This window comes from Flavobacterium tegetincola DSM 22377 (genome assembly GCF_000425485.1).
In the GTDB taxonomy this organism is placed as follows: Bacteria; Bacteroidota; Bacteroidia; order Flavobacteriales; family Flavobacteriaceae; genus Flavobacterium; species Flavobacterium tegetincola.
Genome location: NZ_KE384387.1, coordinates 74,936 through 100,351 on the forward strand (window position 1 = coordinate 74,936; position 25,416 = coordinate 100,351).

27 protein-coding genes and 1 tRNA gene are annotated in these 25,416 nt (G+C 35.1%); 18 read left to right on the plus strand and 10 right to left on the minus strand.

The annotated features are described in order from the left end of the window. Nucleotide 1 precedes the first annotated feature (1 nt). The 3 genes from rodA (at nucleotide 2) to H602_RS0115430 (ending at nucleotide 3,569) form a co-directional block, all read left to right on the plus strand. Nucleotides 2-1,255 (plus strand): rod shape-determining protein RodA, encoded by a 1,254-nt coding sequence (gene rodA / locus H602_RS0115420; RefSeq protein WP_026978820.1) that lies wholly within the window; start codon nucleotides 2-4, stop codon nucleotides 1,253-1,255. A 71-nt stretch (nucleotides 1,256-1,326) separates the two neighbouring features. Continuing rightward, a complete protein-coding gene (locus H602_RS0115425) occupies nucleotides 1,327-2,643 on the plus strand; it encodes a hydroxymethylglutaryl-CoA reductase, degradative (RefSeq protein WP_026978821.1) in 1,317 nt (438 codons plus the stop codon). A gap of 11 nt (nucleotides 2,644-2,654) precedes the next feature. Beyond that, on the plus strand, nucleotides 2,655-3,569 hold the full coding sequence (locus tag H602_RS0115430) for a GYDIA family GHMP kinase (RefSeq protein ID WP_026978822.1): 915 nt from the start codon (nucleotides 2,655-2,657) through the stop codon (nucleotides 3,567-3,569). Between the two features lie 52 nt (nucleotides 3,570-3,621). Here H602_RS0115430 and H602_RS0115435 read toward each other — a convergent pair whose 3' ends face one another. From H602_RS0115435 to H602_RS0115460, 6 genes are all read right to left on the minus strand, one after another. Then, nucleotides 3,622-5,715 carry a peptidylprolyl isomerase gene (locus H602_RS0115435; protein ID WP_026978823.1) on the minus strand — a complete coding sequence of 698 codons (2,094 nt, stop codon included), beginning with the start codon at nucleotides 5,713-5,715 and terminating at the stop codon, nucleotides 3,622-3,624. Nucleotides 5,716-5,825: 110 nt separating this feature from the next. Next, nucleotides 5,826-7,088 carry a hemolysin family protein gene (locus H602_RS0115440; protein WP_026978824.1) on the minus strand — a complete coding sequence of 421 codons (1,263 nt, stop codon included), beginning with the start codon at nucleotides 7,086-7,088 and terminating at the stop codon, nucleotides 5,826-5,828. A gap of 3 nt (nucleotides 7,089-7,091) precedes the next feature. After that, nucleotides 7,092-7,286, minus strand: a complete 195-nt coding sequence (locus H602_RS0115445) for a hypothetical protein (protein ID WP_026978825.1) — start codon at nucleotides 7,284-7,286, stop codon at nucleotides 7,092-7,094. Between the two features lie 41 nt (nucleotides 7,287-7,327). After that, nucleotides 7,328-7,873, minus strand: a complete 546-nt coding sequence (gene lptC / locus H602_RS0115450; protein WP_035759830.1) for an LPS export ABC transporter periplasmic protein LptC — start codon at nucleotides 7,871-7,873, stop codon at nucleotides 7,328-7,330. 15 nt (nucleotides 7,874-7,888) lie between these two features. After that, nucleotides 7,889-9,148 (minus strand): BamG family beta-barrel-assembly machinery protein, encoded by a 1,260-nt coding sequence (gene bamG / locus H602_RS0115455; RefSeq protein ID WP_026978827.1) that lies wholly within the window; start codon nucleotides 9,146-9,148, stop codon nucleotides 7,889-7,891. After that, nucleotides 9,141-9,875 carry a type III pantothenate kinase gene (locus H602_RS0115460; protein ID WP_026978828.1) on the minus strand — a complete coding sequence of 245 codons (735 nt, stop codon included), beginning with the start codon at nucleotides 9,873-9,875 and terminating at the stop codon, nucleotides 9,141-9,143. Before H602_RS0115460 ends, bamG begins: the two co-directional genes overlap by 8 nt. A 100-nt stretch (nucleotides 9,876-9,975) precedes the next feature. Between H602_RS0115460 and H602_RS0115465 the strand changes: the two genes are divergently transcribed. From H602_RS0115465 to H602_RS0115505, 9 genes are all read left to right on the plus strand, one after another. Then, nucleotides 9,976-10,048, plus strand: a tRNA-Phe gene (locus H602_RS0115465). Between the two features lie 140 nt (nucleotides 10,049-10,188). Beyond that, nucleotides 10,189-11,109 carry a heme o synthase gene (gene cyoE, locus H602_RS0115470; RefSeq protein ID WP_026978829.1) on the plus strand — a complete coding sequence of 307 codons (921 nt, stop codon included), beginning with the start codon at nucleotides 10,189-10,191 and terminating at the stop codon, nucleotides 11,107-11,109. 5 nt (nucleotides 11,110-11,114) lie between these two features. Further along, nucleotides 11,115-11,687, plus strand: a complete 573-nt coding sequence (locus H602_RS0115475; protein WP_035759835.1) for a cytochrome c oxidase subunit 3 — start codon at nucleotides 11,115-11,117, stop codon at nucleotides 11,685-11,687. Nucleotides 11,688-11,729: 42 nt separating this feature from the next. After that, a complete protein-coding gene (locus tag H602_RS0115480; protein ID WP_026978831.1) occupies nucleotides 11,730-12,761 on the plus strand; it encodes a cytochrome c oxidase subunit 3 in 1,032 nt (343 codons plus the stop codon). 21 nt (nucleotides 12,762-12,782) lie between these two features. Continuing rightward, the gene (locus tag H602_RS0115485) at nucleotides 12,783-13,133 is read left to right on the plus strand and encodes a cytochrome C oxidase subunit IV family protein (RefSeq protein ID WP_026978832.1); all 351 of its coding nucleotides are present in this window, start codon (nucleotides 12,783-12,785) and stop codon (nucleotides 13,131-13,133) included. Between the two features lie 77 nt (nucleotides 13,134-13,210). Further along, entirely contained in the window at nucleotides 13,211-13,882 is a 672-nt protein-coding gene (locus tag H602_RS0115490) for a hypothetical protein (RefSeq protein ID WP_026978833.1), read from the plus strand. Then, nucleotides 13,872-14,549 (plus strand): SCO family protein, encoded by a 678-nt coding sequence (locus H602_RS0115495; protein ID WP_026978834.1) that lies wholly within the window; start codon nucleotides 13,872-13,874, stop codon nucleotides 14,547-14,549. The genes H602_RS0115490 and H602_RS0115495 overlap by 11 nt, the downstream gene beginning before the upstream one ends. Further along, complete coding sequence (locus tag H602_RS0115500) at nucleotides 14,549-15,094, plus strand: DUF420 domain-containing protein (RefSeq protein ID WP_026978835.1); 546 nt, start codon at nucleotides 14,549-14,551, stop codon at nucleotides 15,092-15,094. The genes H602_RS0115495 and H602_RS0115500 overlap by 1 nt, the downstream gene beginning before the upstream one ends. Nucleotides 15,095-15,140: 46 nt before the next feature. Next, nucleotides 15,141-15,356, plus strand: coding sequence for a hypothetical protein (locus H602_RS0115505; RefSeq protein WP_035759868.1), 216 nt, complete (start codon nucleotides 15,141-15,143; stop codon nucleotides 15,354-15,356). Here the strand turns inward: H602_RS0115505 and H602_RS0115510 are convergent, their stop codons facing one another. Continuing rightward, a complete protein-coding gene (locus tag H602_RS0115510) occupies nucleotides 15,357-16,754 on the minus strand; it encodes a DUF4403 family protein (RefSeq protein ID WP_051224596.1) in 1,398 nt (465 codons plus the stop codon). A 165-nt stretch (nucleotides 16,755-16,919) separates the two neighbouring features. On the opposite strand from H602_RS0115510, the gene H602_RS0115515 reads away from it, so the two are divergent. From H602_RS0115515 to tsaB, 6 genes are read left to right on the plus strand one after another with little or no spacing between them, the layout of a single operon-like run. Further along, on the plus strand, nucleotides 16,920-17,621 hold the full coding sequence (locus H602_RS0115515) for an ABC transporter ATP-binding protein (RefSeq protein ID WP_026978838.1): 702 nt from the start codon (nucleotides 16,920-16,922) through the stop codon (nucleotides 17,619-17,621). Then, nucleotides 17,614-18,861: an ABC transporter permease gene (locus H602_RS0115520; protein ID WP_026978839.1), complete on the plus strand. Its 1,248-nt coding sequence runs from the start codon at nucleotides 17,614-17,616 to the stop codon at nucleotides 18,859-18,861. Before H602_RS0115515 ends, H602_RS0115520 begins: the two co-directional genes overlap by 8 nt. Nucleotides 18,862-18,864: 3 nt before the next feature. Then, nucleotides 18,865-20,133: an ABC transporter permease gene (locus H602_RS0115525; RefSeq protein WP_026978840.1), complete on the plus strand. Its 1,269-nt coding sequence runs from the start codon at nucleotides 18,865-18,867 to the stop codon at nucleotides 20,131-20,133. 22 nt (nucleotides 20,134-20,155) lie between these two features. Beyond that, entirely contained in the window at nucleotides 20,156-21,253 is a 1,098-nt protein-coding gene (locus H602_RS0115530; protein ID WP_026978841.1) for an efflux RND transporter periplasmic adaptor subunit, read from the plus strand. A 40-nt stretch (nucleotides 21,254-21,293) separates the two neighbouring features. Then, nucleotides 21,294-22,652 (plus strand): TolC family protein, encoded by a 1,359-nt coding sequence (locus tag H602_RS0115535; RefSeq protein WP_026978842.1) that lies wholly within the window; start codon nucleotides 21,294-21,296, stop codon nucleotides 22,650-22,652. Between the two features lie 2 nt (nucleotides 22,653-22,654). Next, nucleotides 22,655-23,338, plus strand: a complete 684-nt coding sequence (tsaB, locus tag H602_RS0115540; protein ID WP_035759838.1) for a tRNA (adenosine(37)-N6)-threonylcarbamoyltransferase complex dimerization subunit type 1 TsaB — start codon at nucleotides 22,655-22,657, stop codon at nucleotides 23,336-23,338. Here tsaB and H602_RS0115545 read toward each other — a convergent pair. The 3 genes from H602_RS0115545 to H602_RS0115555 form a co-directional block, all read right to left on the minus strand. Next, the gene (locus tag H602_RS0115545; RefSeq protein ID WP_026978844.1) at nucleotides 23,333-24,016 is read right to left on the minus strand and encodes a hypothetical protein; all 684 of its coding nucleotides are present in this window, start codon (nucleotides 24,014-24,016) and stop codon (nucleotides 23,333-23,335) included. The genes tsaB and H602_RS0115545 overlap by 6 nt on opposite strands. Nucleotides 24,017-24,077: 61 nt before the next feature. After that, nucleotides 24,078-24,437, minus strand: a complete 360-nt coding sequence (locus tag H602_RS0115550) for a nuclear transport factor 2 family protein (protein ID WP_026978845.1) — start codon at nucleotides 24,435-24,437, stop codon at nucleotides 24,078-24,080. Between the two features lie 70 nt (nucleotides 24,438-24,507). After that, on the minus strand, nucleotides 24,508-25,401 hold the full coding sequence (locus H602_RS0115555; protein ID WP_026978846.1) for a pseudouridine synthase: 894 nt from the start codon (nucleotides 25,399-25,401) through the stop codon (nucleotides 24,508-24,510). Between the last annotated feature and the right edge of the window lie 15 nt (nucleotides 25,402-25,416).

The window sequence follows — 25,416 nt, forward strand, 5'->3', positions numbered from 1 at the left end:
GATGAAAAACCAAAGTACTCGAAATAATATCGATTGGATGGTAGTCACACTTTACATCATTTTAGTGGCGATGGGTTGGCTCAATATTTACTCAGCCTCATTGCCTCTAGAGGAAACTTCCATTTTTGATTTAAGTCAGATCTATGGAAAGCAATTGCTTTTTATACTCATCAGCATTCCTTTAATTATTGTTATTCTGTCCATCGACGGAAAATTTTTCGAGAAATTTTCAAGTATTATTTTTATAGTTGCACTGTTATCTCTTGCAGGACTCTTTGTTTTTGGTAAAGAAATTAAAGGACAAACCAACTGGTATTCCTTCGGATCCTTTAGTTTACAACCTGCTGAGTTTGCAAAATTTGCCACAGCACTTGCCTTATCCAAGTATATGGGTAATGTTCAGGTCAATTTAAGTATTCCTAAATTTCAGTATCAGGCCTTAGGGATTATTTTTCTTCCCGTAATGCTTATTGCACCACATGATCCAGGGAGTGCTTTAATCTTTAGTTCTTTGACTTTAGTATTGTACCGCGAAGGATTACCAGCGTGGTACCTTTGGACTGGTTTTATAGCGATCATCGTTTTCATATGTAGTTTGCTTTTTGAACCCCTTTATATAGTTTTGGCAGCACTTGTAATTACAATTTTATTGTATTTCAGATCACGACCGATGAACCGAAATATAGTTCTGAGTAGTATTGTTTTTGTATTGGTCACTGCTTTTACTTTTTCTGTAGATTATGTTTTTGAAAGTGTCTTCCAGCAGCACCATAGAGATCGATTTAATATTTTGCTAGGAAAGGAAGTTGATATGAAAGGTATTGGATACAACATTAACCAATCCAAAATTGCAGTAGGTTCTGGTGGCTGGACCGGAAAAGGATTTCTAGAAGGTACACAAACCAAAGGTGGCTTTGTGCCTGAACAACACACGGATTACATCTTTACAACAGTTGGAGAAGAATGGGGTTTTGCCGGTTCGATTGTAGTTATTGCCTTATTTATTGCATTAATTTTACGGATTTTATATTTGGCCGAACGCCAAAAGACCAAGTTCAGTCGAGTCTATGGTTATTGCGTAGCCTCTATTTTGTTCATCCACTTCTTTATAAACACGGCAATGGTTTTGGGACTATTCCCAACCGTAGGAGTTCCGTTACCGATGTTTTCTTACGGAGGTTCTGGACTTTTATCTTTCACGATTTTAATCTTTATTTTCGTGAAAATGGATGCCAATAAAGTTAATGAATGGTAATACAAACGCGGTGATTTAGATTTTCTTTACCGTTTGTAAACCGTATCTTTGTGCAACTTATTTTGTCTCAAATGAAAAACAACATCGACGGATTTTCGAAGCTTACGAAAGAAAAAAAAATTGACTGGATTGCAGCGACTTATTTTTCAGAACCTGAAAAGGCCACCCAACTCATCAAAAGTTATTGGAATGCTGATGCAAAACTGCAACAACTCCACGATGATTTTATCGAAAATACCATTACCAACTTTTACCTGCCCTTAGGAATTGCTCCCAATTTTTTAATAAACGGGAAATATTACACTGTTCCTATGGCAATCGAAGAAAGTTCAGTAGTTGCCGCTGCTGCTAAATCTGCCAAATATTGGAGCGAACGTGGCGGCTTCAAAGCAACTGTTTTCAATACCGAAAAAATTGGACAAGTACATTTCATGTTCAATGGAAATCCGGAAAAACTGAAGACGTTTTTCACAGAAATAAAATCTAAATTCTTTAAAGATACTGAAGCAACGACTGCCAATATGCAAAAGCGTGGCGGTGGAATTGTAGACATTATACTAGTAGATAAAACAGCCGCTTTAGAAAATTACTACCAATTGCATGCTACTTTTCAGACAAAAGATTCAATGGGAGCTAATTTCATTAATTCTTGTTTGGAGCAATTTGCAAAAACGTTGAAGAGAGAAGCCGTCGCTCATGCTGAATTTTCATCCGCAGAAAAAGACATTGAAGTCATAATGAGTATCCTTTCCAATTACGTGCAGAACTGCATTGTTCGTGTGGAAGTTTCGTGCCCAATTGCTGATTTAGCTGAAAAAAACATAACCAATCCACGTGAATTTGCCGAAAAGATGCTAACTGCTATTCGCATAGCCGAAGTGGAACCGTACCGTGCCGTAACGCATAATAAAGGAATCATGAACGGCATTGATGCTGTAGTTTTGGCAACAGGAAACGATTTCCGCGCTGTAGAAGCTGGAGTTCATGCCTACGCTTCAAAAGACGGCCAATATACAAGTTTATCGCATGCTAAGATTGAGAACGATACCTTTAGCTATTGGATGGAAGTGCCGCTTGCCTTGGGAACCGTAGGCGGACTGACGAGTTTACATCCAATGGTTAAATTGGCATTGGAAATGTTAGAAAAACCGTCGGCTCAAGAATTAATGCAAATTGTGGCTGCAACCGGATTGGCTCAAAATTTTGCTGCTCTTCGTTCCTTAACTACAACTGGTATTCAGGAAGGCCACATGAAAATGCACTTAGGAAATATCATCAATCAGTTTGAAGCTACGCCACAAGAACGAACGATTATTGAACAGCACTTTGATACTAATGCGGTTTCGCACGCTGCAGTGGTGACCTTTATTGAAAACTTACGAAAATAAATAGTAGTTCCTTGACAAAAACATTCTACAGTAACGGAAAACTTTTGATGACCGGAGAATATGTAGTTCTTGATGGTGCCAAAGCATTCGCTCTGCCTACCAAAATGGGACAAGATTTAGTGGTTTCAGAGACGGACGCGATTGGAAATATCCACTGGAAAAGCTTTGACGCGGACCAATCCATTTGGTTTGAAGGGAATTTGGCAATGGAGGCAATCGTTGCTAAAACATTTACAGATGACAAACCAAGTATTACTAAGGTTTTACAAAACATATTATTTGAAGCCCATCAATTAAATCCAACGGTTTTAAGTAATAAGGGGTTTTCTATAACTACGCACTTGACATTTCCACGACATTGGGGTTTGGGAACTTCATCTACATTAATCAATAATGTAGCAACGTGGTTCGAAATTAACGCTTTTGAGTTGCTTAAGAATAGTTTTGGAGGCAGTGGTTATGATATTGCCAACGCTCAAAATAACTCGCCAATTTGTTTCCAAATCGTTGCAGGAAAACCTACAATTGAGTTGGTCCATTTTAATCCCGAATTTAAGGAAAACCTTTATTTTCTTTACTTGAATCAAAAGCAAGATAGCAAAGCTGCTATTGCAATGTATCATGAAAAGCAACATGACATACATCCTAACATTGCTATCATAAATTCAATTACGACTGAAATTAAAGCAGGTGTGAATAAAGAGCGATTCCAATATTTACTAGAAAAACATGAAGCTTTACTGAGCGGCATTCTAGAAATGAAAACCGTAAAAGAGCGCTTCTTTAATGATTTTGAAGGCACAATAAAGAGTCTTGGCGCTTGGGGTGGCGATTTTGTATTAGTCGTCAGTGAAACCAACCCAAAAAGTTACTTTGAAGAAAAAGGTTTCACCACTCTACTTCCCTACCACGAAATGATCTTATAAAAAAAATCCCGATTTGCATCGGGATTTTTTATGAACTAATAATTATCTTCTACTAGTAGAAAACAGGTCGATTATCTTTGATATCAGCATTTTCTTTTAGAGCAGTAATTACTCTTCCAGGTGCTGCTGCATTTTGTCCTTGCAAAACTGCTAAATATGGAGAATAGTCTGTAATTGCTGGAGCTTTAGCTACTGATTTTTGCATTACAACAAATACAGCCGAAGCGCCTTCAATTGGAGCTGATACTTTATTTGGAGCTAATGCGAAGGCAGTTGCAACCGCTCTTTGCTCTTGACCAAAACCTGGTAAAACTGCATTTTCAATAGAAACATCAACTGCATTTTGAACAGTCACGCCAGCGGATTGAGCCATAGCGTCTAATGTTGTCCCTTTTAATTTTGCTTTGATTAACTCTACTTTCTTTTGATTTTTCAAACGATTCTCGATCATTGGTCTAGCCTGATCAATTGCCATTAAACCCTCTTCATTTACCTTAACTAATTTTACAATTACGTTTCCTAAGTTAGGTACTTCATAACGTTTTACATCGCCAACGCTTGTTTTTTTATCAAAAGCCCATTTCACAATTTGTCTTTGGCTTTGAATTCCTCCAATATTTTCATCCATAGCACTCAATTTGATGCCTGGAATTACAGTCAATCCACTTGCTTTTGCAACAGCTGCAAAATCTTTTTCGTTTGCATCCATTTCAAAAGTCACAGCTTGGTTGTATACTTTATCAGCAGTGCTTTCAGAAGCTTCAATTTTTCTTGCGATAGTTGCCAAACGGATACCGTCTTGCTTATCTGTAACATTAATGATGTGGAAACCAAATTCAGTTTCAACTAAACCAATTTTTCCAATTGAATTATTGAAAACAAAGTCATTGAATTTCCCTGTCATTTGACCTTTAGAGAAAAAACCTAAATCACCACCTTGTTGTTTTGAAGAATCGTCAGAGTTTACCTGAGCTAACATTGCAAATGAAGCTGGATTAGCTTGTACTTGCGCTAAAATTTCATTTGCTTTTAATTGTGCTTCTTCCTTTGTACGTGTTACCGCTGGATTAGCACGCATTGCACCTGTATACGAAATAAGAATGTGACTTGCTTTAGCATTTACACCAGACTCACGACCCATTGACTTACTTAAAGCTAAATAGTCATTAAATCTGTAAGGTCCGTAAATTTCGCCTTGAGGCAAATTATACAACTGCTCTGCTACGTCAGCAGGCAAATCTTTTTTAGCAACATAGCTAGAATCGTAAGAAACATCAGAGTTCATATTTACGAACTCAGCAGTATTTTTAGTTGTTCTAAATCCTTTAACGGTATCGTTTTTCTGTGTTTCTTTGACGTACTCTACTTTTCCGTTAAGCAATTGCATTAATTCTGCTTTTACTTGTGCTTCGTCTTCAATAGAAGCTTTTTCTTCGATCATTACCATTTGTAATTCACGAGTTTCTTCTGCTTTATATTTCTTTTGATTTTTACGCATGAAAGCCACAATTTCATCATCAGAAACTTTCACGTCACTGTCTTTAATAGATGAATAAGGAACCGCTACAAAGTCTAAAGTTACTTTATTAGCTCCCATTTCATATTGCATTTTTGCTTCGGCAGTAGTTGTAAACGTACCCGCTTTTACTAAAGCGCTGTACATTTGAAATTTTGCATTCAAAGTTGCTTCTTTAATACGAGCTGTCAATTGCTGTTTCAAAGCTGGATTCTCATTGAAGAATGCACTAAATTTAGCATTGTCAAAAATACCTGCTTCATTAAGGAACGAAGGATTCTGACCGATATCTTGACTTTGTTTCAAAACGTCCATTACTTGCGCTTCACTAACACGTAAGCCCAATTTATCGAATTCAGCATTCATCAAAGAAATTGTTACTTCTTGCTCCCAAACTCGACTAACGGCTTGCGAAGAAGTAATTCCTTGACCACTTTTTTCAACATTATCTACTTTAGTTCTGAAATCATCGTATGCAATTTCGTCACCATTCACGCTTCCTACGTCTCTTGGAGTACTTTGAAAACCTCCGCTGTTAAGTACATCACCTACTACAAATGCTAATAAACAGAAGCCTATTACAAGTATTAAAAGAAGTGAACGTTGTCTAATTTTTGATAAAACCGCCATTTTTGTCTTTGTTAATTTTAAAATTCAGGTTGCGAAAATACAATTATCTATTTAATAATAATAGTACTACCGTTATATTTTGCGTTAAAAAGTGTTTTTTATTTAAAAACTTATTCCGTGATGCTTAATTGCACGAGTTCTACCTTTTTATTTGAAGCTTGAAGTATTTCAAATTGGAAATGATCAATCTGCAATGCAGCTCCATTTTGCGGGATTTCATTCGCATTGTGAACAATATAACCTGACAACGTACTGTACGAATCGCTTTCAGGAATATTCAATTTGTACTTCTCATTAATATACTCAACATCCAATCGGGCGGAAAATTGATATACACCTTCGGAAATCTCATCCTCTATAAAAGCTTCCACCATTAAATCGTGTTCGTCTTCAATTTCACCAAAAAGCTCCTCTACAATATCCTCAACGGTAATCATTCCAGAAGTTCCGCCATATTCATCCAATACGATTGCTACGCTTTTTCGCTTCCGCGTCAAGACACTCAATATTTCTTTGATGAAAATTGTTTCTGGAACAAACTCAACAGGAATCATAATCGACTTTATCGAATTGGGCTTTTTAAATAAATCAAAACTATGCACGTAACCTACGATATCGTCCAATGAATTTTGATAAACCAAAATTTTAGAATAACCGGTTTCTACAAATAATTTTCGCAATTCAATTAAAGTGTCGTGTACTTCTACTGCTGCAATTTCCGTTCGCGGATTCATGATATCGCGTGCTTTTACACCAGAAAATTCAAGTGCATTTTGGAATATCTGAATTTCAGAATCCACTGCTTCTTGATTTTCAACAGATTTCATTTGTTCCGTAATGTAATTACCCAACTCTAATTTACTAAAAAGCAATTGTTCGTCTGTATCTTTAATTCCAAAAAAGAATTTCAGAATAATATTAGACGCCCAAATGATCACAGAAGAGAAATAGTAAAAAAGTTGGTAGAACAAATAGGCTGGAACTGCTAAAACTTTGATCAAAGTATTGGCATAAATTTGAAAAAATATCTTGGGTAAAAATTCTGAGGTCAAGATAATAATTGTACTTGTGAGCACAACTTGAATAAGAAACACCAGCCAGAATGGACCAGACAAACCCTGTGCTATCAGAAAACTGAGTATCAAGTTACTCATTAAAACTCCGTAAATCACTAAAGCAATATTGTTTCCAATAAGCATTGCAGCAATAAACTTTGAAGGATTTTTGGTTAATTTTGCTAAAATGCGCGAAATAAAAGTATCCTGCATTTTCTCAATTCCAAGATATACTTTATTCGAGGATATGTAGGCGATCTCTACGCCCGAAAAAAAAGCAGAAAGTATCAGACAAAAAACAATACTAAATGCTTCCATATATTATACGTTGTTATTTCTGTTTTTGGCCTTATTGAAAAAGCTGCGACGGAAGAAAAACATGAAGATGCATACAGCTCCAATTCCAAAGCTCAACAGATACGATTCTTCGGCATTATTCATTTTGGCTATTCCATCGTAAATAAAGAAAGTTGCAAAAATCAAGTAGATGTATTGTGTAAACTGTAAATATTTCATGTGTAAAAAATCTAATTAAATAAAAGTGTGACTTTCTGTATTTATTCTGATTGTTCAATTTCTCCAGAGAAATTTTGGGTATTCATAATAGTAAAATCTTTATTGAAATCAATACCTTCACCATTTGAAACTCCTTTTGGTGCAGAAAATTTAAATTTTTCTTCTGTATAAAACCAAGAATTTTTTTGATCAAAATACAACTGCTGGGTTTCTAAAACTTGATTATCTTCGGTATTGATTTTTACATTTCCCTGCAAATCAATCAAGTCAGTTCCTTTGAATTGAACGGCATAATCAGAACGAATAAAGGTTCTTTTGCCGTTTTGATCGTATAACGTAACATTGATTCCATTAGGGAAATCAGTAAACGGATATTTAACCGTGGCGTAATCTAACATTTTCGAAGCGATCAAAACAGCTTTGATGCGACCAGAATCCGTATATTTCAGCGTAATCGAATCTGCATCGCCACTTGGACTGAATTCAGAGAGATTAATTTTCTGCACGTCCTTTAAGTTGCTTTCACAATTTGAAAAAACAGTCAAGACGGCAAGCGACAGTAACAGTGAAATAAATACTCTTTTCATCTAATGTAGCAGCTACTAGTTGATTTTCCTTTTGACAAACCATTTATCGCTTAAAGAAAGACTTACTGTAAAGTTAAGGTAATTTTCGCGAACTAAATCAGCTGCTTTTGTACCTCTTCTTCCGTATTCCATACCCACATTGATGTTTGAGAAACTACCCGTCATAGGAAATCCTAAACCAAGAGTTACTGCCATATCATCAATTGCTTTATCATTAACAATCAAACCGGTATTTTCATAACGTAGACCACCTCGGTATGTAATTCTTTTCAGATAACTTGTAAAGGAGTTGTACTGCGGAATAAAATAACCTCCAATAGCAACTCTTTTTCCATCTTCAAACGTTGCTTTTGCAATATCATTAAATCGATTTTCTAAACTACTGGACTGAGTCATGGTAAATTCTGCACCAAGTAACCACTTACGTTCCTCTCCAAAACCCGCACCTAAACCAAATTTAGTAGGCACCTTTATATCTGTATCAGCAACTTCAATTTGGTTTTTATCGATAATAAAAGGATCTGTAGTTAATGAATATTGAATGGTAGAAATTTCTCTAGTATTGGACAAACTTAATGTACTTTCCGGCGTATAAATCGCAGATAAAAATAATTTATGTTTTGCTGTAACTTTTTTCTCCCACATCGCACCCAAATTCATACTAAATCCCGTAGCTTGAGACGTATTTAATTCTTGCGTTCCATACTGAACTGACTCAAGAAACTCAAGAGACGATGTTTCAATCTGTCCGAAATTATATTCTACAGTAGCTCCAAAGCTTAAATTCTTTGTTAACTTATATCCAGAGCTAAAAAACACGCGATTTACACCACCTGTTCCTTGAAATTCATTAGCTGTAATAAAATCATCACTCACTGTTGTTTCATCTTGAATTCTATATCCGACTGCCGAATAAGCCATCAAGCCAAGACCTGCACTCCATTTTTCTGTTAAAGGAACACCTAATGCAATATAGTCAACTGATGAATTTTTAGAGTTACCCTCACCAAAGTTTGATTCCGCTTTTGTAGTATTGTAGCTTCCAGAAACGGAGAATGTAATTCTCTTAAGTCCCGCAAATCCAGCAGGATTTTGCAAATTAACGTGAGTGCTGTCTGGAAAAATACTCAATCCACCCATAGATCTGTTCTCGGTAGTACCTTTAAATTTGGTTTCACCAATTCCATAAAAAGAATAAGACGACGATGTACCTTTTTGTGCAAACGTGCTGATAGACAACAAGACACAGATGCTAACAATAATTTTTTTAATCATTTTTGATTTTATATTGATATGTATAATTCAAACTTTCTAACAGGAAATTTGAATTGGCAAATATGGTATTTTTTAATCGTTTAGCCAAAAAAACTGCATCGCCACCCGTTAAAATTATTGTAAATTTTGAATAATCTTTTTTATATTGACTTAAAAAACCTTCAATTTCAAATACCAAACCATTTACAACTCCTGAATGCAAAGACTCCTGTGTAGAATTCCCTATATATGTATCAGGCTCCTTAGCTTGTAATAACGGAAGTTTAGCAGTGTAATTGTGTAATGCTTTATAACGCATTTGTAAACCTAGACTAATTGCACCTCCTATATATTCATTTCCCTCATTTATGAAATCGTAAGTAATGCACGTACCCGCGTCAATAACTAGACGATTTTGATTTGGGTATTGCAAAACTGCCCCCGAAGCCAAAATCATCCGATCAATACCTAATGTTGTAGGCGTTTCATATAAATTCTTAAACGGAAAAAGCGAATTATGGGTAATCCACTCCACTTTTACTCTGTTTTCAAGAAATAAAAAAGCCTCGGCATCCACTTTTCCGACAGATGCAACGACCAAAACGTCGATCTCAGAATATTTTTTTAAAATTTTTAAAATTTTTTTTTGCAAATCTTCGTTAGCAAAAACTTCAAGTTCAGTCAAGTTATCGTTCTCAAATACAGCACTTTTAATTCTACTGTTTCCAACATCAATGGCTAAAATCATGGGTAAAAATTTAATGCAGCAAAGATAGACAATCATTTTTTTTTAAAAAATGTTTTGGATAACTTAAAAAAGGTTCTATATTTGCACTCGCAATAAGCACGGTACCTTAGCTCAGTTGGTAGAGCAATGGACTGAAAATCCATGTGTCCCTGGTTCGAACCCTGGAGGTACCACAAAACCCGAAACAACTGTTTCGGGTTTTTTGTTTTAAAAAAATCTGCATTTATTATGCTTTGTTTCTTTGCCATTTCACATTTGAAGAAGTATCTTTGCAAAACGTTAGAAAAGCAACCTTATAATAATGAAAACCGCTTTGGAAGCCACCAATAATTCTTTCTCTATAAAAGCAACTTTTACTGATTTTAAAGAAATCACTAAAGCAGGATTAGCAGTAAGTGTTGTTTTTTCATCAATTGCTGGATTCTTGTTGGGCGTGAATGAATTCACTTCTCAATCTTGGATCACTATTATAATGCTAGCCATTGGTGGATACTGCATGGTTGGCGCTTCAAATGCCTACAATCAGATTATAGAAAAAGACATTGACGCTTTAATGGATCGTACTAAAAATAGGCCGATCCCATCAGGAAGAATGTCAAAGACAACTGCTTTTGTTATTGCAACGTTCTTAACAGTGGCAGGAATAGCCATTCTTTATAGCATCAATCCTAAAACCGCAATGTTTGGAGCGATTTCTATATTTCTATACACTAGTTTATACACGCCTTTAAAAACGGCTACTTCCTTATCTGTATTTGTTGGCGCCATTCCAGGTGCTATTCCATTTATGTTAGGTTGGGTTGCCGCTAATGATGGGGATTTTGGCATTGAAGCCGGTACATTATTTTTGATTCAGTTTTTCTGGCAGTTTCCGCATTTTTGGGCAATTGGATGGTTCCTTTATGATGATTATAAAAAAGCTGGTATCTATATGTTGCCTTCCGGCAAAAAGGACGACACTACGGCGTTGCAGATTTTGTTATATACCGTTTGGCTTATTTTAGCATCGTTATTACCAGCTCTATTTCCAGTGATTGGATTGGTAGGAAGTAATTTATTTTTAACACCAATTGCAGCAGTATTTGTATTCTTACTTGGAATTTGGATGTTGGTTTATGCCGTTAAATTATACAATACTAGAACCGCGAAAGCTGCCCGAACATTGATGCTTGTTAGCGTAATGTACATTACTTTACTTCAGATTATTTATATTTCAGATAAATTTTTAAGATAAGAATTATGACCGTAGAAGAATACAAAGAGAGAGAAGGCCGATCTAAGAAATTACTTTTGTGGTTTGCAATGATCAGTTTTGTAATGGTATTTGCAGGATTAACTAGTGCATATGTGGTTAGTAAATCAAGAGCAGATTGGAAAAACTTTGACATGCCCTCGGCGTTTTTAATAAGCACTGTGGTCATTCTCATCAGTTCTATCACATTTCATTTGGCTAAAAAAGCGATTCAAGTCAATAATAGAGCACAGACAACAACTTATTTATTGATTACATTAGTCTTAGGATTAGCTTTTGTATATTTACAATTTGAAGGATTTTCACAACTGATAAATTTAGGACTATATCCTACAGGTCCAACGAGTACCGTTACCACCTCGTTCCTATATGTAGTAGTCGTTACACACTTATTACACCTTTTAGGAGGTTTAATATCTATTTTGATTATAATTTATAATCATTTTAAACAAAAATACAACTCCAGTCAAACACTTGGAATTGAGCTAGGTGCGATGTTTTGGCACTTTCTTGATTTTCTTTGGCTGTATTTGTTTTTATTTTTATATTTCTTTAAATAAGAAAAAAACGTAAATTTGGGAACTTTTTAACGAATGAATTTTATGGAATCGACAGTTACTACTGCAAAAAACGAAGGTAAAACTTGGGGTGGCGGAAATGAGCCAATGAATGCCAGTTATGGTAAGTTGATGATGTGGTTTTTTATCGTATCAGATGCATTGACCTTTACAGGATTTCTAGCAGCCTATGGTTTGTCTAGATTTAAATTTATGGAAAGCTGGCCTCTGCCAGATGAAGTATTTAACCACTTCCCATTTATGCATGGCGTGAATGCGCCAATGTATTACGTGGCATTAATGACTTTTATTTTAATCTTCTCTTCTGTAACAATGGTTTTGGCTGTTGATGCAGGACATCAGTTGAAAAAAGGAAAAGTAGCCATTTACATGTTCTTAACCATTATTGGTGGATTTATATTCTTAGGCTCTCAAGCTTGGGAGTGGAAAAATTTCATCAAAGGTGAGTATGGTGCAATTGAAACAAACGGTGGAAGTATACTACAATTTGTAGATAATACTGGACAACGCATTAAGTTAGCTGATTTTGCTGTTGTACTTCCAGAAGAACGCGTGCAGCATACTGCCGACAAAGGCGTTTGGTTTTCAAGTGAATCATCACTTCCAACCTATTCTGTTGCAGAAGTACAAGCGGGATTTGCTGCTCATCCAGAAATTTTGATTCGTACGGAAGTTTTATACGAAGGTACTGACGCTCAAAAAGCAGACAAAACTTTACACCCTGAATTAAATTCAAAAATAAAACACAAATCTGTATTGACAAGAGAAGCTTCTGAGGACATGCTATCGAAAGCGCATTACGTTGTGGAAGGTGCAAACTTGAAACGCAATGAATATGGCCCACGATTGTTTGCTGATTTCTTCTTCTTCATTACTGGATTTCACGGATTTCACGTTTTTACAGGAGTTTTAATCAATATCATTATTTTCTTTAATGTAATTTTAGGTACTTACGAGAAAAGAAGAAGTTATGAAATGGTTGAAAAAGTAGGATTATATTGGCATTTTGTCGATTTAGTTTGGGTATTTGTATTTACTTTCTTCTATTTAGTATAATTTTCAAAAATTAAAAATATTATGGCACACGCACACGTATCTAATACAAAAAGAATCTGGAATGTATTTATTCTTCTTTCTGTAGTAACTATTGTAGAAGTTATACTAGGGATTTTTAAACCCGAAGCATTGCATCATACTAAATTTTTAGCAATGAACTTGCTGAATTGGATTTTTATCCTTTTAACTATTTATAAAGCCTATTACATTGTTTGGGCATTTATGCACATTGAAGGAGAAGCTAGCAGCCTTCGAAGCGCAGTTGTAGCTCCATTGGTTTTCCTGATTTTATACATTATGTTTATTTTTCTTTTGGAAGGCGACTATATTTATGAAGTATTTAGAGATTCAACAATAAAGTGGAATTTTTAACACCATATTAAACAAATTAAAAGGGACGCTTTGCGTTCCTTTTTTTATTTTTGCACATCAGTAATTCTGCCTTCGAAATGAAAAAAAATATTGTCCTTTTTAGTCTATTTATATTACCTATTGTAGCTTATCTTTTTTTTGCTTCAGGCGTCAATACCTTTTCAAAATTACCCACTCTAACTCCTAGCATTCCAGAATTTGGCAATTGGAAAAGTCTCGATGGTGAGAAAGTACAACTGCAAGGCAAAATTACCATCCTCAGTTTTGGAGGAACTGATGTTTTAAAAAATCGCGGAAATTATTTTAACCTTAATGAAAAGATTTACCAGCGGTACCATAAATTCAATGATTTGCAATTTGTAGTCCTTTCCCCTATTGGAACAGAAAAAGATGTAACAGTATTTAAAAATCAATTGGCTGCTAGCACGGACATGACGCAGTGGAAATTTGTCTTTGCTTCACCTGAAGAAATCGCTACATTCTACAATCAATTAAAACTTAAGAAAGACGAACTGACGGCTAATTACGGCAACAACAACGTTTATATTATAGATAAAGATCGAAATCTCCGTGGTCGCAAATTAAATAGCGAAAAAGAATATAAAGAAGGTTACAGCATGTTCTACGTATCCGAACTGCACAATGAAATGATGGACGATTTTAAAATCATTCTTTACGAATATAAAGCAGCACTGAAAAAAAACCACAACGCTACCAAACGCTTACACATACAAACAGATGAAAAATAAATCGTACATTGGAATTTCTTTAATTATCCTTGTTTTCGGAATTTTAATCGTTCCAAAAATAGTAGATCGAGTTAAAAGTGGCGACATTACTGAAAGTGATCGTCTAAATGTTCAAACAACACAAGTTAAAAGTGATTTGGTTAAAATTGGACCCGCACCAAGTTTTAGTCTTACGGATCAGCATAAAAATACCATCACAAATGAATCCTATGCCGGCAAAGTATATGTACTAGAATTTTTCTTTTCAACTTGTCCGACCATTTGTCCAAAAATGAATGCCAATCTAAAAGAAGTGCAACAACAGTTTAAAGGCTTGAGGGATTTTGGCATTGCGTCCATTACAATCAACCCAGAGCATGATACTGCGGAAGTTTTAAAACAACATGCAGCTGATTTAGAAATCAATGATGAAAATTGGCACTTTCTAACAGGCGATAAAGATTACATCTACAAAGTAGCCAATAAAGGTTTCAATATGTATGCAGCACAAAACAGCAAAGTAAATGGCGGTTTTGAACATTCGGGACTTTTTGCATTAATTGACAAAGAAGGAAATATCCGTTGCAGAAAAGACGACTTCGGCAATCCGATTTTATATTACGACGGTTTAGAGAAATCAGGAATTAAAGCACTAACAGAAGATATCAAATTACTTTTAAAAGAATAATGGAAAATAAATTAAATGAAGTAGAGCTAAAGTACCGCAAGTGGATCATCATTTTATCCATTGCCATTCCAGTTGTTGTAGCCATTTTATTTGGAATAAAATTGAAGGACTTTGGTTTTGACGTAGAACCTTTGACATTCCTACCTCCTATTTACGCAACAATAAACGGATTCACAGCAATTTTGCTTGTAACTGCAGTTGTCGCTATTAAAAACGGGAACAAAAAACTACATGAAAACCTCATGAAATCAGCCATTGCTTGTTCGGTGGCATTTTTAGGAATGTATGTAGCCTATCACATGACGGCCGACTCTACGAAATATGGTGGAGAAGGATTAATAAAAATCGTTTATTTTGTTATTTTGATTTCACACATTATTCTATCAATTGCCATAATTCCTATGGTTTTGATAACTTATGTACGTGCTTTAGCCTTACGATTTGACAAGCATAAAAGATTAGCCCGAATCACCTTTCCAATTTGGTTATACGTTGCTGTAACCGGTGTAATTGTTTATTTAATGATAGCTCCTTATTATGTATAAAAGAAAAATTAAACCCAATAAAATAGAAAACAAAGCAAAATCGTCAATGACTTTGCTAGTTGGTTTTGTTATAGCATTACTTTATTCTACAAATTCTTCTGCACAATGCGCCATGTGTCGTGCGGTTTTAGAAACAGAAGAAGGCGGCGTTAAAGCTGAAGCTGTAAATGATGGAATTGTTTATTTAATGGCATTTCCTTATATTTTAGTGGCAATTATTGGCTACGTGATTTATAAAAGCAGAAAACCAAAAGCTACTTAGTTATTCCAATCCGTCCACTTTTACGGCTACTTTTCCCTTTACAGTCAAAAATGCTAATATGGCTTTACTGGTCAATTGCACATCGCTAAAGTTTATATCGCCCATTTTACCATTTACAAAAACACCAGGCATTGGTGAAAAATTGGATAAGTACTGTACCATCGTTTTCTTACCCTCTTCCAAATTAGGTTGCAAAGAATAACGACAACTTTCTTCCATCTTTTTCAAAATAGTACCCGATGCCAACCAGTTTGCAGTTCGAATTAAACTACTTTTTGTATCAATTGCATAATCTAAATTGTCAAAGTAGATTTCTTTAGTCAACGCGTTGTACTTTGGCAAACCCGTTAAATAAATGGTTCCCGTTAAGCTTCCTGTCAAATCAAGTGCAATTACGATTTTATTATTTTTATGCCAAAGTGCCACTTTCATCACTTTTATCTTCCGACTTCCCGCGCTAAATTCCTGGCCTTCGAAGTTTTTGGTAATAATTTTAGAAGCATCTGCGTAAGTGGAAACGGCAATAATATTGGCTGTAAATTGATCCGGCATTTTGGTAACCGGTTTTAAAACCATTTTATTCCTATCAAAAATCTTAGATGGTGCATTACCAATTAAGGTTTCAATTGTACATTTCAATCCCATTTCCATTACAATGTTCTGACCTTTTAAACGTGCATCAGTTGCATATAATTCTGTTGGAACCACTCGAAGCCAAGTTTCGTATTCAGGATTCATCTCTGATGGTGTGGCAATTTTATCCAAAGCATCCAAAACATTTGGCTTAAAATCCATCGATTCTTGAATACTTTCATCGATAGCTTGCTCCATTTTTGATCGAAAAGCTAGAATAGCCGGATTGATGACATATGTTATAGGCAATGCTTTACCAAAAACAGTTACAGATGGACTTTCTTTCCATGCAAGTGATTTAAATTCAGTCTTCGTATTTAATTTCCAGTTGGTCAAATTTACCGAACTCAACAATGTTACCGTACCATTGAAATTAAATTCTTGCGTTTTATATAAATTTACACCCAACTTATCAGTTCCAATTCGGTATTTCACATTCACCTTCAATGGTAAAACTGTTTTAATTTTACCATTTTCGTTCTCAATTTCAATTGGAGCTTGTTTCCAAATCTTGATCGTATAATCGTCATCTTCAATATTAGTATCTTCATAAATCAAACCCGATAAAAATTTATTGGTTTGATTTTGAATGTCTTTAATCTTCAAAGCAATCGGCATGCTTATAAAAGAAGGCTTGTTATCATAAATTAGTGGCGAAGCATCTTCTGGTTCAGGCTTTAATGCATCGATTTTATTGACAGAGGAACAACCCGCTAAAATTGAAGCAGCAAAGATCAAATAGCAAAAACGCTGAAGTATTTTCATAATAAAATAGATATTTAAGATGGCAAAATTAAGTAATACCAAAATATTTTTTTACAAATATTGTAACAAATTAATTTTATTTCGTCTTATCACTGTAAGCGTTATTTTAGTTACGACCTTTACATAATAATTACAGTCACTTACAATTAAAAAAAGAACATTAAAATGATTGAAATCAAAGACTTACACAAATCGTATCAAACAGGAACTTCCTCTTTGCATGTATTGAAAGGAATTAATTTTAATGTAGAAGAAGGTGAACTAGTGGCTATTATGGGTTCCTCTGGTTCAGGAAAGTCAACTTTACTCAATATTCTTGGAATTTTGGATGAAGCTGATTCTGGAAGTTACGTATTGGATGGCGTTCCGATAAAAAATCTCAATGAAACCGTAGCTTCCAAATACCGTAATAAATTTTTAGGATTTGTATTTCAATCTTTCAACCTTATTAATTATAAATCAGCGTTGGATAACGTGGCCTTACCATTATATTATCAAGGAGTTCCTGCAAAAGAACGCGCTGAAATTGCAATGGCTTACTTAACCAAAGTAGGTTTGGCAACGCATTCACACCATTTACCAAACGAACTTTCTGGTGGTCAAAAACAAAGAGTAGCAATTGCACGAGCATTGGCTTCTCATCCTAAAGTATTACTTGCCGATGAACCTACAGGAGCTTTGGATACTGCGACTTCTTATGAAGTTATGGAATTAATTCAAGGGATTAATGATGAAGGAAAAACCATCTTGATTGTAACGCACGAACCCGATATTGCTGCAATGTGCAAAAGAAATGTAATTCTGAAAGATGGAATCATCATTGAAGACAAAAAAATAATCCAGCAAAGAGTAAAAGCATATGTTTAACATAGAAAGATGGCAAGAAATTTTTCAGGCAATCGGGAAGAATAAGTTGCGTACTTTTCTAACCGGCGTTTCTGTGGCATCCGGTATTTTTATCTTGGTAATTCTTTTAGGAGCGGGACGCGGCATTCAGAATGGGATCCAAAATCAGTTTTCTAAAGATGCCACTAATAAGATTGAAATCTATCCTGGGATTACACAAAAAGAATTTAAAGGTTTAGGAATTGGTCGTATAACACAATTTAAGAACCGTGATTACGAAATTGTAACGCAGAAATTTGAAGATTTCATTGACAACCGATCCAAAATATATTCGGTCTGGAGTGGAAATATTGTTTATGGAAAAGAAACTGGTACATATCGGATTGAAGGTGTCAACCCCAATTATCAATTTATAGAAAATGCATCAATCACAGTAGGACGTTTTATTAACTTAAGTGATATTGAGCATTTTGAGAAAGTTGCTGTTATAGGAAATAAAGTTGCTCTAGATTTATTTAAAAAAGCACCAGCTTCATTAGGTAAAAATATCAATGTTTCAGGAACCATTTATAAAGTAGTAGGTGTCTTTACAGATCCAGGAGGCGAACGTGAAGAAAGTCGTGTTTTTATTCCTGTTACAACTGCTCAAAGAGCTTACAGCGCTGGAGAAGATATCAGGAGTATGGCTTTCACTATGCCAAAAAGGGATAATTTCCAACAAGCATTAGCAGAATCTGAAAATTTCTCAAAGCAATTGGATAAAATTTTAAAGGAACGTCACGATATCGCACCAGATGATGAAAGTGCTTTAAACATTCAAAATTCATTGGAGCAAGCACAGAAAATTTATCAATTGACCGATATTATTCAAGCTTTTTTCTGGTTTGTAGGCATCTTGACCATTATTGCTGGTGTAGTTGGCGTTGGAAATATCATGTTAATTGTGGTAAAAGAACGCACCAAAGAAATCGGTATTCGTAAAGCTTTAGGTGCAACACCTTATTCCATCATTGCCATGATCTTACATGAAGCTGTGTTCATTACATTAATTTCAGGATTCATCGGTTTGATTTTTGGACTTTTGCTTTGGGCGGGAATCGGACCATTTATAGAATCGGATTTTTTCAGTCATCCCGAAGTAGATTTTAATATTGCCATGACCACAGTAATTTTATTGACTGTAGCAGGTGCTTTTGCAGGATTTGTTCCCGCGTATAAAGCAGCGAAAATTAGACCAATTGTAGCATTAAGAGACGAATAAATTATGTTTAACAAAGACCAATGGAACGAAATTCTTGAAGCCTTATCGGCTAAACCTTTACGTACATTTATTACGGCATTTGGTGTGTTTTGGGGAATTACTATCTTAGTTATTCTGCTTTCAGCAAGTACTGGATTGGAAAATGGAGTAAAGCGCGGTTTTGGTGGTATGTCCACCAACTCCATGTTTATCTGGACAAGTTCTACTTCAAAACCGTATAAAGGCTTACCTCAAGGCCGCTTTTTTAATTATAAAAACGGAGATATTGACGCTCTGAAACGCGAATTCAGTGAATTGAAATACGTTTCGCCACGAAATCAACTTGGTGGATTTAGAGGAAGTAATAATGTTGTTCGTGGTACCAAAACTGGTGCTTACAATGTATATGGTGATTATCCAGAATACATTTTGCAGCAACCGATGAAAATAACCAAAGGTCGTTTTCTGAATTATGCAGATATCAATCAAAAAAGAAAAATAGCTGTAATTGGCGAAGGAATAATTAGAGAATTATATGTACCCGGAGAAGAAGTTTTGGGAACATACATAAAAGTCAACGGTGTAAATTTCTTAGTCGTCGGAGTTTATAAAAGCATTTCCACGATGGGAGGCGGATCTGAAGAAAAAGGAAAAGAAATCTATACGCCATTTACCAGTTTCCAACAAGCATTTAATTTTGGAGATACTGTGGGATGGATGGCAATTACCGCTAAAGATGGCTACCCCATTACAGATGTAAAAGAAAAGATTTTTGACCTTTTAAAGGAAAGACATACTATAGCACCAGACGACGACAGAGCTATAGGTAATTTTGATCTATATGCAGAATACTCTAAAATCAATGGATTGTTTGGAATTTTGACCGCAGTATCATACATCGTGGGAAGTTTAATTTTACTTTCTGGTATCATAGGAATTATCAATATTATGCTAATTGTAGTAAAGGAACGAACTAAGGAGATAGGAATTCGTAGAGCTCTTGGTGCTACACCGTGGGACATTAAGAAACAAATTCTAACCGAATCTGTGGTATTATCCTTACTTGCTGGAATGGCTGGAATTATATTTTCAACTTTAATCATAATGTTAGCCAATTCCATATTGGACGGATTACCCGACGCTTCGGAAGTCATGTTTGCCAATCCAAGTATCAGCCTTACCGTGGTGGTAATTGCATTACTTATATTAGTTGTATCCGGATTGATTGCAGGATTTATTCCCGCACGAACAGCTGTAAAAACAAAACCAATTGACGCTTTAAGAACAGAATAAAAACAATAATTATAACGCAAAAATGAAAAAAAGAACAACAATCATCATCCTTATTATCTTAGCCATTGTATTTGGTGGCGCATTATATTATTTGTACCAAAAAAACCAACAATCGCCAATAACGTATAAAACCGAAAAAGCGGAAGAACGAACTATTCTAAAGAGTACCGTTGCAACGGGAAAAATTGTTCCTAAAGAAGAGGTTTTAATCAAGCCAAACATTTCTGGAATTATTGAAGAAGTTTATGTAGAAGCCGGTGATAATATCAAAGCAGGCGATATGATTGCTAAAATTAAACTGGTACCAAATATAGCGAGTTTAAACAGCGGTTACAATCAAATTCAAAGTTCTAAAATTGATTTAGACAATCAAGAAAAATTGTACAAACGTCAGAAAACCTTGTTTGACAAAGGTGTAATTTCTGCAAATGACTTTGACTTAGCACAAACTTCTTACAAACAATCGCAACAAAATTACCGTGCAGCTCAGCAAAACGTTGAAATCATCAAAACGGGTACTTCTAAAAACACGGCTAATTTGGCTCAAACTGTAATTCGTTCAACTGTTACAGGAATGGTCTTGGATGTACCGGTAAAAGTTGGAAATCAAGTTATTGAAAGTAATAACTTTAATGAAGGAACTACTATTGCAAGTCTTGCTGATGTTGGAAATATGATTTTCGAAGGAAAACTTGACGAATCAGAGGTAGGAAAAATCAAATTAAATTTACCGTTAGAAATTACTGTTGGAGCTATAGAAAACATGAAATTCAACGCCGTCTTGGACTACATTGCTCCAAAAGGAACAGAAGAAAATGGAGCGGTTCAGTTTCCAATTAAAGGAACGTTGGATAATAAAGCCAATACGTTTATTCGTGCAGGTTTAAGCGCGAATGCTTCGATTATTTTAGAAAGAGCAGACAAAGTTTTGGCCATAAAAGAAAGTTTAATTCAGTTTGACGAAAAAACAAAGAAGTCATTTGTTGAAGTAGAAACGGGAACGCAACAATTTCAAAAAAGAGACGTAGTTCTTGGTGTAAGCGATGGAATTTATGTTGAAATTAAAAGCGGAATCACCAAAGACGACAAAATTAAAGTATGGAATACAGGTGCAGAATAATTTGAACTACAAAATATTCTAATCTGATAAAGTATAAAAAATGAAACATTATATAACGCTTACTTTACTTCTCGCGGTTGCATTTGTGCAAGCACAAGATAAAAAATGGACACTTAAAGAATGTGTCGATTACGCCATTGAGAAGAACATTACCATTCAACAATCACAGTTGGATAACGAATTAATTGCAATTGACAAAAAAGACGCTCTTGGAAACTTTTTGCCGTCAGTGAATGCAAATGCTTCGCACAATTGGAATATTGGTTTGAACATTAATCCCATTACCAACGTTGCCGAAACTCAAACTTTTCAAAATACTGGAATTGGATTGAATGTAGGTGTGGACATTTATAATGGTTTGCAAAATCAAAACCGATTACGTCGTGCCAATTTAGCAAAAATTGCAGGGCAATATCAGCTTACAAAAATGAAAGATGATGTTTCATTGAACGTAGCCAATGCTTTTTTACAAATTCTCTTCAACAAAGAAAATTTAAAAGTGCAGCAAGAACAATTACAAAACAATAAGAAGCAAAAAGAACGCACTCAAACACTTGTTGACGCAGGATCTGTGCCTCGAGGCGACTTGATGGACATGACTGCTACTGTTGCAACAAGTCAGCAAAATGTTATCGTAGCCGAAAATGCATTGTTAATTTCAAAATTAAGCCTTGCTCAACTATTGCAACTTGAAGATTTTAAAACGTTTGACATTGTGGAAACGGATTATGCCTTAACGGAAAGTGAAACCATGTTGCAGAGTCCAGAATCCATTTATACAAAAGCAAAAGAAGAACGAGTAGAGCTTAAAATTGCACGTGCGAACTTGGAAGTTGCTGAAAAAGATATTCAAATTGCAAGAGGAGCTTACCAACCTTCGTTACGAGGTTTTTACAGTTTTAGTTCTCGTGCTACCAATTCTGACCGGATTTCGAGTGATGGAAACGGGAATTTTATTTTCCGAGGTCCAGATGCTATTTTTGATCAGTTTAGTCAAAATAAAGGTAATGCGTTTGGAATCCAATTGAATATTCCAATCTTAAATGGCTTTTCGGTTCGTAACAATGTAGAGCGTACAAAAGTGGCTTATAAACGTTCGCAAATTGCCGTTAGTCAACAAGAATTAGATTTAGAGCGAAATGTTTATACAGCTTTTACCGACGCAAAAGGTGCATTAAATGCATACGAAGCTGCCGTGACGGCTCTTGCAGCACGTAAACAATCGTATAATTATGCACAAGAGCGCTTTGACGTTGGTTTATTAAATGCATTTGATTTGAATCAATCGCAAACACTTTTTGCAAATGCAGAATCAGAAGTGATTCGAACAAAATTTGATTATATTTTCAGAGTAAAAGTAGTAGAATTCTATTTTGGCATTCCAATTGCGGGACGATAATTATGAGTACACAAGACATTTATATTTTAAATATTGAAACAGCTACTAAAAATTGTTCGGTAGCTGTAGCAAAGAATGGACACACTATCGCTTTGCGCGAAATTGCAGAAGAAGGCTATTCACATGCTGAAAAATTGCACGTTTTTATTGAAGAATTGATTTCCGAAAGCAACTTGACTTTTAAGGATTTCAATGCAATAGCAGTAAGTCAAGGGCCAGGTTCTTATACGGGATTACGTATTGGTATTTCTTCAGCAAAAGGCTTGTGTTATGCTTTAAACATCCCATTGATAGCTGTGGACACTTTGCAAAGTTTAGCGGCTCAAATTAAAATTAATGAGGGCACAATAATTCCGATGATTGATGCCCGAAGAATGGAGGTTTTCAGCGCTTCTTACGACCAAAATCTCAACCAAATCCAAGCAGTTGCTGCCGAAATTATTACCGAAGAAAGTTATCAAAATCGCAATGATGAAGTCCATTTTCTGGGTGACGGCGCCTCAAAATGCAAAATTTACATGGATAAAGATAATTTTACTTTTCACGATACAATCATCTATCCATCTGCAAACGAAATGAGTTTTTTGAGCTTTGAAAAGTACAAAAAAAGCGACACCGTAGATGTCGCTTATTTTGAACCTTTATATGTAAAAGACTTTATGATTACAAAAAAGAAAGTTTTATAAACTTCCTAAAAATCGTGTAAGTGCGATTAAATCACCTTCATTTTTGAATGAAGTTTTATTTTCTTTCAAGTATTTAGAAATTGCATCTTCATTATTAGAATATAATCCAATTAATGCTTTCTTATTTTTTGGAAAAGGTATAACTTTTTCAGCATCTAATTTAATGTAATATTCAGCACTCTTTCTGTTGTACTTTGGAGGTTGAGCTACAGAATAACTGTTTGTAGCTTCACGACCTTCTTGCAGCGATATTTGTTCTCTTTTGTAAAGTCCCATTTTTTCATTAGAAAACAATTCAAATAAATATCCGTAAATGTAATCTTCTTTCTCAGAATTAAAGCGCATCAATTGCAACTTGTAATTCGCTGTTTTGTTGTAAATCGTTTGGTAACGTTCGTCTTTTGGAATCACAAAAATAGCGTTATCATAACTTATTTCCACTTCATCCGAAAATGCATTGTAACGTGTTAACCACACATTTTCTGCACCAGAAACTTCGCTGGCCATAAAATCATCACTGATAAATGGACTTCCCGAAATTCTTTCTTTAGTTTTGTCCATTACCTTATTTCTAAATAAAGCTGCTCCTCCACTTGAATCCAATTGATCAAGAACCAACATTTGACCCTGCGAACTAAACGCAAATAAACTCAAACACCCTAAAAGCAAATTTTTCATAATCGTATATAATTTAGTATTTTAAAGTCGCTAATTTACAACTATATTTTATTAATATAATCTATCCGTGGTACACTTTTGACAAAATAATCTTACAATTCTCAATTTGCAATACTTCTGCAACCATCAAATCCGGTTCGCCATCCACTTTTCTGATGTACTCCATGAAAACTCGGTAATCATTTGAAGTTAGTGATTTTACTTCGTACTTTAAGCTTGGCAATCTTTCAAAGGCATCTTGCCACCAATCCTGTAACGCGCCTTTTCCAGAAATCAATCCGTCTGACTCTGGATTTTTTATTTTCAATTTCGGGCTGTAATGTTGTGCTCTGTCATCATACAAACTCAACAATTTTTCTAAGTTGTGTTCATTGAAAGCTTCAAACCATTTAAAGGCAATGGAATCTAAATTTTGACTCATAGTTGTTATTGTAAATTAAAAAATCCCCTAAAAAAAGAGGATTTTCTAAATTAGATGTACTTAAAAAGTATTAAACGTTTTTCAAATTAATGATCTCTTGGTCTGTTAGAACACGGAAATTTCCTCTAGGTAAGTTCTTCTTTGTCAAACCTGCAAACGCAACACGGTCGATACGCAAAACATCATATTCAAAATGTTCAAAAATAGCGCGAACTACTTTTACATTAGAACTTTTCAATTTTAAACCTACTTCGCTTTTTGGTTCTTTGTCAATGTAACTTACTTCTTCAACAGCTACGCGATGTCCGTCAATCATCATTCCTTTTTGGATTTTCTCCAAATCTTCAAACTTCAAATTTTTATCCAACGAAACTTGGTAAATCTTAGAAGACTTCTGACTTGGCAATCCAAACTTACGAATCATATCGGTATCGTTGGTTAACAAAAGTAGGCCTGTTGTGTTTTTATCCATTCTTCCAACGGGTGCAATTCTTGAAGTTGTAGCACCACGAAGCAATTCCAACACATTTCTGTGTTCTGCATGTTCTTCTAAAGCTGTAGTAAAGTTTTTAGGCTTGTTCAGCAAGATGTATACTTTTTTCTCTGGTATTAAAATGGTACCGTCAAAATTAACCACATCGGTTAACTTTACTAAATAACCCATTTCAGTAACTGGAATTCCATTCACTTTTACATTTCCAGATTGAATATAAATATCCGCATCACGACGCGAACACGCACCAGAATTGGAAATATATTTATTCAATCGGAGTTCGTCCGAAGCTTTTTGTCTTTTCGGCGCTTGATTTGGCTTCTTCACCACTACTTCTTCTACCGGCTTTGCTTTCCCAGCAGTCTCGGTCTTTTTGGGTTTTTGCGAACGTTTTGCCATAGCAGGTTTCGGCTTGTTTGAACTTGGTCTGCTTGAACCTGAACGCTTGTTATTCCCTTCCTTGTTATTCATAAATCAACATAATTT